We start from the raw sequence: 10,326 nt of genomic DNA, 5'->3' as shown, positions 1-10,326 counted from the left end.
AGACCTTCCTCTCCGCCGTCGCCCTCGCCGCAACCGTCATCTTCTGGCTTTGACGATCAATGAGTCTGGACCCTAAGGTCGGCATTGGGGAAGCCGCACAGCGGCACAGTTAGGTGGAATGAATGTCTCTTATTGGTCGAATCTGAAAACGTCCTCCCCCACCCCTATCCACTGGGAGTGGAGGGTTCAGTCGCCCCGACTGACTGGCGATGAAAGCACCCCCATCACCACCGATCGCATTTCCTAGGACTTCGGTCTCGTCGCAGATCCCAAGACGCAAAGCTGAGTCCCCACCCGCCCCGGCTACGACCGCGCGGTAAGTAAGTCATGTCAACAACCACACGAGATTGAACATGACGAACCCTTACGCAAATACCGCAACTGCGAGGTTGATCGCCGATCGTATCCGCGACCTGTCGCACAAGAAGACCCAGGCCGAAATCGCCAGCGAGGCAGGCTTCGGCAATGCCAAGATGATGACCTTCCTGAAGAACGGTCGAAACAAGGTTCCGCTCGATCGTGTGCCCTCGTTGGCGAAGGCGCTGGAGGTCGATCCGGCTTACCTGATGCGGCTGGCACTCGATCAGGCTGTCGGTGCGACGGCGACAAAGGCGATCACCGAAATCTTCGGCACGCCCGCGACTGAGAATGAACGCGGCTGGCTGGCAGAATTGCGTGATGCTTCGGATAACACCGACCCGCGGCTGACAGCGCGGTCTCGCGCGACTTTGAGGGGGATCTTCGGCAAATGACATCGCAGGAGGATGACCCCGTCTTCACCGTTCCCATGGGTCCAGTGGGACCATGGGACCAGCTGAGCGCGAACGAGAAGGCGTGGATCGAGTTCATCCGCGTGATCTCGTGTGGGAGTGACCCGAAGGTCACCCCGTCGCGTGCGCGCGCACTGCGCGAGCTGTTGGATGCGGGATGAAGAAACAGCGGGGAAGTGATCTCAGTTGCCCGCCCTGCTTCACATGCACTGGATAGCGCCACCACTCACTTCATGCGATTAGTCGTGCAGGAAGCCGCCATCCATCGCGAAGCAGGCCTGAAGAGTGCATTCATGAGCTTCGATGTCACTCAGCCGCCAACGTGTGCAACCGGGACCGACGCGCACAGCACGTGGAAACTTGCCGTCGCGCTTCCAGCGTCAAATTGTGTCGGTGGACACGTTGAAGCGCTTTGCTACCTGTTCAACAGTCAGGTAGAGTTGTTCAGTGTCGGCGGTCTTGGACATGGATTCTCCTATAAGGCGCTCTACGCGGAGCCACACGCATCCTATATGCTAATGGATCAGAGACCGCCGTTGGCAATTTCGCTTTAGGATGAGATTCCCTTCAGAGTGGTTCAGCCCGCCCCAGTAGCCCATCACGCGCAACCAGATGCGTAATGTAGCCCAGATGTAGCCCAGCGGACCAACAGCACGTAAAGCAACGAGCAAGGCCCAAGCTATGTTCTCTTGTTTCTAAGGAGATTGGAGTGGTGCCCAGAGCCGGAATCGAACCAGCGACACGCGGATTTTCAATCCGCTGCTCTACCAACTGAGCTATCTGGGCACGCTGTCAGCCGTGGCTGCTTGGTGAGGCGGGTATTAAGCGAGGGCGTGGGGGCTGTCCAGAGGGGTTTGACGAAAAAATTGCAGCTCCATGATTTTCTTGTGTCACTGCTCAACCCGACGACGACGGGCAGCTTAGCCCGTTACAGCCATCTTCGCCGCGATGGCCTGGGCAGTTTGGGTATAATGTGCCGCCAGAAGCGCGACGGCGTCATCGGCGCGCCGGGCCAGAACCGCCTCGGCGATGGCGGCGTGTTCAGCGTGGATGTCGCGGCCGCTTTCGGCGCCTTGATCCAGCAGGATCGGGATCCGATACCGTTCGGTGGCGGTGTACAGGCGTTCAAAGAATTCCAGCATCCAGACCGAACCACAAGCCACTAGCAGGGCGCGGTGAAAGGCGTGATGACGGGTTTCAAGTTCCCACACATCGCCGCCTTCGCTGCGGCGATCCACCTGCAGCTTGAGGGCATAAAGTGCCGCCACGATACCCGACGCCCAGTCATCGCCGCCCAGCAGGATCGCTGAACGCAGGGCCTCGGATTCGATCAGGATGCGCAGGCGCAGCGCATCCTCCATCTCGGCCAGAGAGAGTGGCGCCACCGTAAAGCCGCGCAGGGCCACGGCTTCGACCAGACGTTCGGCCTGCAAGCGGTTCAGCGCCTCGCGCAGGGGGGAAAACCCCATGTCGTAGCGGGTGCTGAGATCGGCCATGCGCAGCGGTTTGCCGGGGGGCAGTTCGCCCCGGATGATGTCATGGCGCAGCGCGGCATAGGCTTTTTCGGCAAGGGTCATCGGGGCCTCCTGCGGCCAGTATCGCAGGTGGTGCAGAGGGGCGCAATTCGGCTTGCGAAAATCCTGCACTGCACGCTTTGCGCCTGAAGCGATTGAATTTGCAGCAATAGTCGTAAGATTTGTTATTTTCGAAAATTCTGTTGACAGACACGGGCGCATCGCAAAACATTAACCCAAGAGTTAAGAAATTGCACCGATCTGAAACCGGGCAGACAGGGAGAAGCCGATGTTGCAAGAGCGCGTCGAGGGGAAGTGGCTGGACTGCTTCCGCCGGGTTCTGGCGTTGAACGGGATTGGCAAGGGGACACCCATCGCCATTCTTCATGAAACCCAGTCGCGCCCGGTTCTGGTGCAACTGTGCGAGCTGGCTGCCCATGACCTGGGCGCCGAGTTCTGTCTGATCCAGATGCCAACCCCGCGCCAGACGGCACCGGTTCCGGTGAAATCCACCGGCACCAGCTGGGCGCTGCAGGGCAATCGTGCGGTGATCGAGGCTTTGAAGCAGGTCGAAGTGATCCTCGATTGCACGGTCGAGGGGCTGATCCATGCCCCTGAATGGCCCGAGATCGAAGGTGCGGGCCGCACCCGTTTGCTGGTCATCACCAATGAACATCCGGAAATTCTGGAACGGACCGAACCCCGGCCCGAACTGGGGCCAAAGGTTCAATTGGGCATCCAGATGCTGCGCGAAGCGTCACAGATGCGGGTGACCTCGGCCCTCGGCACCGATCTGACGGTCGATCTGCGCGGTGCGCCTTGCGGTGGCACGGCGGGCTTTGGCACCACGCCCGGCGCGGTGGCACATTGGCCGGGCGGGCTCTGCCTGGCCTTCCCGGGCCAGAATGCCGTGAACGGGCGGATCGTGATGGGGGTGGGCGACATGAACCTGACCTTCAAGACCTGTCTGACCAGCCGGATCGACATCACCATCGAACAGGATTTCATCACCGCCATCACCGGCGACGGGATCGATGCGCTGCATTTCCGCGAATATCTGGAGGCCTGGGAAGACCGCAATGCCTTTGGGATGAGCCATGTCGGCTGGGGCATGAACCCCGGCGCGCGATGGGTCAGCGCCGCGATGTATGACAAGCGCGACATGCAGGCGGTGGAATTCCGGGCCATCGCCGGGTCTTTCTTGTGGTCCACCGGGGCCAATCAATATGCCGGCCGCTACACGCTGGGCCATTTCGATCTGCCAATGCGCAATTGCACCATCGCCCTTGATGGGCGCGTGGTGGTGCAAGACGGCGTTCTGCAAGGGGAGCTTGCCTGATGACCATCCAGACCCAAATGGGCGTTTTGCCGATGAGCAGCCCCGCCGACTATTATGACATGTCGCGTGTCCGTCCCGAAGTCGCGGCAGCCCTGGCCCAGATCAACGCCATGGGACCGGTCTTTGCGGCCCGCGCCAAGGCGGTGGATGACGAAGCCTCGTTTCCGACAGCGAATTACCGCGATCTGGCCGAGGCGGGCTTTCTGGGCCTGAGCATCCCGCAGGAATTCGGCGGCTGGGGCTTTTCCATGGGCGAATATGCCATGGTGGGAGCCGAGATCGCGAAGTATTGCGGGGCCACGGCGCTGACCTTCAACATGCACAATTCCAGCATGGCATGGTCGCGCTTCATGTATGACATGCCCAACCTGACACCTGACGAGAAAGCTGCCTTTGCCCCGCTGCGGGCGCGGCAATTCACCCGGGCGATGCGGGAACGTGCGATCTATTCCCAGCCGATTTCGGAAGGCGGGCAGAACTGGACCAGCAAGCCCAACCAGACCCAGTGCCGCGCGGTCGAAGGGGGATGGAAGATCAACGGGTTCAAGAAATTCGCCAGCCTTGCAGGGTATTGCGATTACTACACCATTGTCTGCACCGAGGTGTTCGAAGGTCAGGAGCCGCGTCACGAGGATACGATGCTCTTCGTGGTCCACAAGGACACGCCCGGCCTGACGGTCAAGGGCGACTGGGATCCGCTGGGGATGCGCGGCACCAACAGCCGCGACCTGATCCTGAAGGATGTGTTTGTCACTGCGGATGATCTGCTGATGCCGCGCGGCATCTTTGGCAAGACGCTGCCCAACTGGCCGCATATGATGGCCACGCTGTCGCCCACCTATATGGGTGTGGCGCAGGGGGCCTATGATTTCACCATCGCCTATTTGAAAGGGCAGGTGCCGGGCCAGCCGCCGATCGACCGCCGGATGTATGCCACCAAACGGGTGGCGGTCAGCAAGATGTATGCCCGGCTGGCGACTATGCGCGCGCTGTGGTGGCAGGCTTTCTCCGAGGCCAAGGGCATGCCGTCAAAGGCCGAGGTGATGCGGATGTATGCCGCGCAATACAATGTGATGGAGGGCGCGCAGGAACTGACCGCGCTTGCCATCCGCACCTGTGGCGGGCAATCGATGCTGAAATCCCTGCCGCTGGAACGGATGTATCGCGACAGCCGCTGCGGCGCGCTGATGCTGCCCTATACCAGCGAGATCATGGAGGATTACATCGGGGTTCTGGCACTGTACGAGATGTCGGAACTGGATACTGCGCCGGGGGATGAAGGCGGCGCGCGCAATTCGCTGTGGCGGGGCGATGCGGGCAGCTTGCGGGGGCTGCGCTGATGCCGCGCGACAGCGTGCAGGTTCTGGGCCATCTGGCCCGCCCGCCCGAAGACGCATGGCAGATCCTGCGCGATTTCTGCGCGCCGTGGCACCCGTGGATCGCCACGATGACCGAGGAACGCGGCCCCGCTGGCGCACGCATCCGCGCCTTTACGGTGGCGGGGGATCCTGCGCTTTACCGCGAACAGCAGACCTATCTGTCCGACAGTGACCGCGTGCTGGGCTATACCCATGTGCAGGGCATCCGGGATTGCGAAAGCTATGATGCGCGGATCACCGTTTCCGCCGCCGAAGGAGGCGGGTGCCATGTTCACTGGACTGCGCAATTGCGCGCGCCTGCCGCACGGCTGCAGCCGATCTGCGACGGGACAAGGGCGGTCTTTGAGGCTGGAATTGCCGCGCTGGCAACCGCCGCGCTTCCGGGCGATGTGGCAGACCCCGCGCCCGAACCTGTCGAGCCGAAGTTTGAAACGCTGATCCTTGACGATCTGCCGCGCCTTGCGCTGACAGTGGCAACCCCGACCGAAGGGTCGGGCAGGGATGACGACCGGCTTTGCCTGTTTCTGCATGGCATCGGCGGCGGGCGCAGCAACTGGCAGGACCAGCTGGCGGCAGCAGGGCGGCGGATGCGCGCGGCAGCCCTTGATCTGCGCGGCTACGGCGACAGTTCGCTTGGGGCGCGGCAATCCAGCGTCGATGATTACTGCGCGGATATCCTGCGCGTGGCCGAACGGCTGGGGGCGCGGCGGCTCGTGCTGGTGGGCCTGTCCTATGGCAGCTGGATCGCCACATCCTTTGCGATGCGCCACCCGCAGATGCTGGCGGGGCTGGTGCTGTCGGGCGGCTGCACCGGCATGTCCGAAGCCGGACCAGAGGAACGCGAGGCCTTTCGGGTCAGCCGCGAGGTGCCGTTGAATGCCGGGCAGGTGCCGGCTGACTTTGCCCCGGCGGTTGTCCGGGTTCTGGCGGGACCTTCAGCCTCGGAGCAGACCCGGCAGCGCCTGCTGGACAGCATGGCCGCGATCCCTGCCGCCAGCTATCGTGATGCGCTGATCTGTTTCACCCATCCGCTGGAACGGTTCGATTTCGCGCGGCTGACCATGCCCGTCCTGCTGATGACAGGTGCCCATGACCGGCTGGCCCCGCCGCAGGAAATTCGCGGCATTGCCGGGCGCATCTGGGACACGGCACCGCGCCCCGATGTCCGGTTCGAGGTGATCCCCGATGCCGGGCATGTCTGCAATCTGGAACAGCCCGAAATCTATAACCGCCATCTGACCGATTTGCTGGAGCGTCTGGCATGACCCGCCTGCCGCGCCGCCAGCAGAACCGGCAGAACCGCGAACGTGCGATCCTTGATGCGGCGCTGAAGGTCTTTGCCGCGATGGGCTATACCGGCACCACCATGGATGCAGTGGCAGCCGAGGCGGGCGTGACCAAACCCACGCTGTATTCCTATTTCCCGTCCAAGGAATCGCTGTTTCAGGCGATGATGCTGGGCAAGCGCGACGTGATGCTGGATGTGTTCGAACATCCCTCCGATCAGGGCATGGTGGCCGATCTGCTGATCTTCGCATGGGCCTATGCCGATACGGTCATGCGTCCCGAAATGCTGTCGCTGGCCCGGCTTATCATCGGCGAGGTGCAGCGCTTTCCTGAAATCGGGCGGGCCTATCAGGCCAGCGGCCCCGATCACCTGCTGCGCGGGATCATGCGCTATCTGGAAGGCCAGCGCCGCGCCGGGCGGCTGGCCTTCGACGATGCCGAACTGGCCGCGCAGGATCTGTGGGGCCTGATCCTGTCGGCACCCCGGACACAGGCACTTTATATGCCCGATGCGCTGCCCGACCGGGCGGTGCTGGGCCGCTATATCCTGAACGGGCTGCGGGTGTTCCTGAAGGCCTATTCCACGACGCCCGGGCCCGATCTTGAACAACTTGATGCGCTGCAACGCGCCCCTTCCCAACAGGTGATCCATGACGCTTGACGACTTTCTTGCCGATCCGGGCAGCCGCTTTGCCACCGTTGCGATGACCGATACCAACGGGTTGTTGCGCGGGCAGATGGTCTCGGCCAGCAGTCTGAAGGGGATCGCGAAAGCCGGTATGGGAATGGCCCCCGCGCAACTGGCGTTGGACCCGACCGATGTGCATCTCAACCTTCCGGGCGTGAATGACGATGCGGGCGATTTCCATGATGATCCGCTGATGCTCGATCCGGCCAGTGCGCGCCGTTTGCCTTGGGCCAGACCGGGGCATGATCTGTTGGTGCTGTCGCATTTCACCGGCGCTTCGGCCGCGCTATGCCCGCGGTCGATCCTGACCCGGGTCTTGGCCCGCGCCGCCGAGGCCGGGTTTTTCCCGAAATACGGAATGGAACTGGAATATACCCTGTTCGACGAAACCCCCGAAAGCGCGCGCGCGAAGGGCTACCGTGATCTGAAACCGGCCACCCTGCATGCCAGCCATGATCTGATCATCTATCAGGCCATGCAGACCGAATGGTACGAGGCCCTGGCCGCGATCTGCGAACCGCTGCGGATCGATCTGGCGAAGATGCACGAGGAAATCGGGGCCGGCTTCATGGAGTGCTGCATCGGGGCGGGCGGCGGGCTGGACCCTGCCGATCAACTGGTGTTGCTGAAGAACTTTCTGCGCGCATTGGCGCTGCGTCAGGGCAAATCGGTCACCTTCATGCCGCGCTGGAGCGAAGCTGCCGACAGCCAGTCGATCCACCTGCACATGAGCCTGAAGGACAAATCCGGCACTCCGGTGTTCTGGGACGGCGCACAACGCCATGGCATCAGCCAGACATTCCGGTGGTTTCTGGGCGGGCTGCAGGCCTTCATTGGGGATATGACCCTGATCTTCCAGCCGACGGTGAACAGCTACCGCCGCTTTGCACCCGGCACCTTTGCACCACCCGGCCTGACATGGGGCTATGAAAACCGCACCACCTGTTTCCGGCTGGTCGGGCATGATCCGGGCAGCTTGCGGGTGGAAAACCGCCTGCCGGGGGCAGATACCAATCCCTATCTGACCACCGCCGCCACCTTGGCTGCCGGGATTGCCGGGATCGTGGGGCAGATCGAGCCGGACCCCGAGGTGATCGGGTCGGGCTATGCGCAGGAACCGGCGCGCGATTTCGCCCGTTCGATGCCCGATGCGATCAGCCGCCTGCGCGGATCGGCCTTTGCGCGGGACTGGCTGGGGGATCGCTTCGTCGATGGGTTCACCGCCACGCGCGAAAGCCAGCATGACGAATTCCGTCGCAAGGTGCCGGATGTCGAATTGCAGCGCTTCTTCGATCTGGGTTGACCCATGGACCTGCGCGCAGATTTTCTGGAAGCAATGAGCCGGGCCGCGACGTTTGTGGCGGTTGCCACCACCGATGGGCCTGCCGGGCGGCATGGGGTGACAGTGTCCTCGCTCACCTCGGTGTCCGCCGATGGGGCCCTGCCGTCGTTGCTCTTGTGCATCCATCACCAGAGTCCGGCAGCGGCAGCCATGCTGCAGCACCGCGCCTTTTGCGCCAATCTGTTGCATGAAGGCCAGCAGACCATTGCCAATCTGTTCGCCGGTCGTGGCGGGCCTGATCGGGCGGAGCGCTTTGCGGCCTGCGACTGGCAACCGGGCGAAGGGGGGCAGCCGATGCTGGCCGGAGCCACGGCGGCGCTGGAATGTCGGCTGGCGACCGCGCTTTTGTGGGGCACCCATCATGTGCTGATCGGCGAGGTGACGGCAATCCGGCTGTCGGACGATCCGGCGGCGCTGCTCTATGGCCAGCGGACCTATCGAAAATCGGTGCATCTGTAACCGATCCGGCGCGCCATGCGCCGATCCGGGGGCAAGCCCCGGCAAGACCGACCGGCAAAAGCCCGGCGACAAGACCCGGAACGGGACAACAAGGGAGAAACAGGGTGACCAATCCGACATCTTCGGCGCAAAACCAGTTGCGCCGCAATTCACTGGGCCTGATCGCGGTGACCTTCATGGTCGTCTCGGCGGCGGCCCCGCTGACCGGTGTGGCGGGGGCAGTGCCCATTGCCATGCTGATCGGCAATGGCGCGGGCGTGCCCGCGACATTTCTGTTCATGACGCTCATCATGCTGGCTTTCGCCGCAGGATATGTGGCCATGTCACGCCATGTGAAGAATGCGGGTGCCTTCTATGCCTATGCCGCCCGGGCATTGGGCGGGCGTGCGGCGGGCGCAGTTTCGATGATTGCGCTGTTGTCCTACAATTGCATGCAGTTCGGTCTGGCGGGGCTTCTGGGGGGCATTGCCACCGGTGTCTTTGCCGATCTGGGGATCGTGCAACCCTGGTGGGTCTGGAGCCTGCTGGCCATCCTTCTGGTGGGGGTGCTGGGTTATCGGCAGGTCGATCTGTCGGCGCGGGTGCTGATCGTGCTGGTGGTGCTGGAATATCTGATCGTGCTGCTGGTCGATTTCGCCATTCTGGGTGCGGGCGGGGCGGAAGGGCTGTCGCTGAACCTGTTTGACGCCGACGCGCTGTTTTCGGGTTCGCTGACTGCGTCGATCCTGTTCTGCCTTGGGTCGTTCATCGGGATCGAGGCAACCACGATCTATGCCGAAGAGGCCCGGGATGCCGACCGCACCATCCCCCGCGCCACCTATCTGTCGGTGCTTTTGATCGGGTTGTTCTTCGTGTTCACCACATGGCTGATGGTGGTGGCCGCACCTGCGGGCAAGCTGCAGGACACCATCGGGGCCTTGCCCGATCCGACCGGCTATTTCTTTGAACTGGCCGGGCAATATGTCGGCGGGCCGGTGCCGATGATCGCGGGGCTTTTGCTGGTCTCGAGCCTGTTTGCCGCGCTGTCGGCCTTTCACAACTACATCGCGCGCTACACCTATGTCGCCGGGCGTGAAGGGCTGCTGCCTGCTGCCTTCGGGCGCACCCATGACCGCCATCAGAGCCCGCATGCCGGATCGCTGCTGCAGACCGGCCTGTCGATCATCGTGGTCGCGCTGTTTGCGCTGCTGGGCCTTGATCCGATCGGCAATCTGTTTGCATGGATTGCCCAGATCGCAGTGATGGGCGTGCTGGGCATGCTGGCGATCACCTGCCTGTCGGTCATCGTCTTTTTCGGCAAGACGCCCGATCCGGCTTCGGCTCTGGTCAAGCTGGTACTGCCGGGGGCGGCGGGGATCATCATGGCGCTGCTGTTTGGCTATGTCTTCCTGAACTTCGGTGATCTGACCGGCACGGCGGGCGGATGGCTGGGCTGGGCGCTGCCTGCGCTGGTTCCGGTCTCTGGTCTGCTTGGCTGGATGATGGCGGGGGCGCTGGCCAACCGCGATCCTGCGGCCTTTGCCCGGATGGGGCAGAACGCCTGATGCG

General features: G+C 62.9%; 9 protein-coding genes and 1 tRNA gene. 8 read left to right on the top strand and 2 right to left on the bottom strand.

Annotated features, from left to right (window positions below; translation table 11 throughout):
- The first annotated feature begins 353 nt into the window (after nucleotides 1–353).
- A complete protein-coding gene (locus tag V6590_RS18220) occupies nucleotides 354–752 on the top strand; it encodes a helix-turn-helix domain-containing protein (RefSeq protein ID WP_335425118.1) in 399 nt (132 codons plus the stop codon).
- 728 nt (nucleotides 753–1,480) lie between these two features.
- Here the strand turns inward: V6590_RS18220 and V6590_RS18215 are convergent.
- Together V6590_RS18215 and V6590_RS18210 are read right to left on the bottom strand one after the other, a co-directional pair.
- Nucleotides 1,481–1,556: transfer RNA gene (locus tag V6590_RS18215), tRNA-Phe, on the bottom strand.
- Nucleotides 1,557–1,690: 134 nt separating this feature from the next.
- On the bottom strand, nucleotides 1,691–2,347 hold the full coding sequence (locus tag V6590_RS18210) for an FCD domain-containing protein (protein WP_335425117.1): 657 nt from the start codon (nucleotides 2,345–2,347) through the stop codon (nucleotides 1,691–1,693).
- A 226-nt stretch (nucleotides 2,348–2,573) separates the two neighbouring features.
- Here V6590_RS18210 and V6590_RS18205 point away from each other — a divergent pair, with 226 nt between their 5' ends.
- The 7 genes from V6590_RS18205 to V6590_RS18175 all read left to right on the top strand — a co-directional run bounded on the left by V6590_RS18205 (nucleotide 2,574) and on the right by V6590_RS18175 (nucleotide 10,322).
- Nucleotides 2,574–3,623, top strand: a complete 1,050-nt coding sequence (locus tag V6590_RS18205; protein WP_335425116.1) for a 2,5-dihydroxypyridine 5,6-dioxygenase NicX family protein — start codon at nucleotides 2,574–2,576, stop codon at nucleotides 3,621–3,623.
- Nucleotides 3,623–4,963 (top strand): acyl-CoA dehydrogenase family protein, encoded by a 1,341-nt coding sequence (locus tag V6590_RS18200; RefSeq protein WP_335425115.1) that lies wholly within the window; start codon nucleotides 3,623–3,625, stop codon nucleotides 4,961–4,963. Before V6590_RS18205 ends, V6590_RS18200 begins: the two co-directional genes overlap by 1 nt.
- Nucleotides 4,963–6,267, top strand: coding sequence for an alpha/beta fold hydrolase (locus V6590_RS18195; protein WP_335425114.1), 1,305 nt, complete (start codon nucleotides 4,963–4,965; stop codon nucleotides 6,265–6,267). Before V6590_RS18200 ends, V6590_RS18195 begins: the two co-directional genes overlap by 1 nt.
- Nucleotides 6,264–6,950, top strand: a complete 687-nt coding sequence (locus V6590_RS18190) for a TetR/AcrR family transcriptional regulator (protein ID WP_335425113.1) — start codon at nucleotides 6,264–6,266, stop codon at nucleotides 6,948–6,950. The genes V6590_RS18195 and V6590_RS18190 overlap by 4 nt, the downstream gene beginning before the upstream one ends.
- Nucleotides 6,940–8,280, top strand: a complete 1,341-nt coding sequence (locus tag V6590_RS18185; RefSeq protein ID WP_335425112.1) for a glutamine synthetase family protein — start codon at nucleotides 6,940–6,942, stop codon at nucleotides 8,278–8,280. The genes V6590_RS18190 and V6590_RS18185 overlap by 11 nt, the downstream gene beginning before the upstream one ends.
- 3 nt (nucleotides 8,281–8,283) lie before the next feature.
- Nucleotides 8,284–8,778 (top strand): flavin reductase family protein, encoded by a 495-nt coding sequence (locus V6590_RS18180; RefSeq protein ID WP_335425111.1) that lies wholly within the window; start codon nucleotides 8,284–8,286, stop codon nucleotides 8,776–8,778.
- A 104-nt stretch (nucleotides 8,779–8,882) separates the two neighbouring features.
- The gene (locus V6590_RS18175) at nucleotides 8,883–10,322 is read left to right on the top strand and encodes an APC family permease (protein ID WP_335425110.1); all 1,440 of its coding nucleotides are present in this window, start codon (nucleotides 8,883–8,885) and stop codon (nucleotides 10,320–10,322) included.
- Nucleotides 10,323–10,326: the final 4 nt, after the last annotated feature.

The organism is Gemmobacter denitrificans (genome assembly GCF_036964905.1).
Classification (GTDB): Bacteria; Pseudomonadota; Alphaproteobacteria; order Rhodobacterales; family Rhodobacteraceae; genus Gemmobacter; species Gemmobacter denitrificans.
This window is presented reverse-complemented; position numbering and strand designations above follow the sequence as displayed.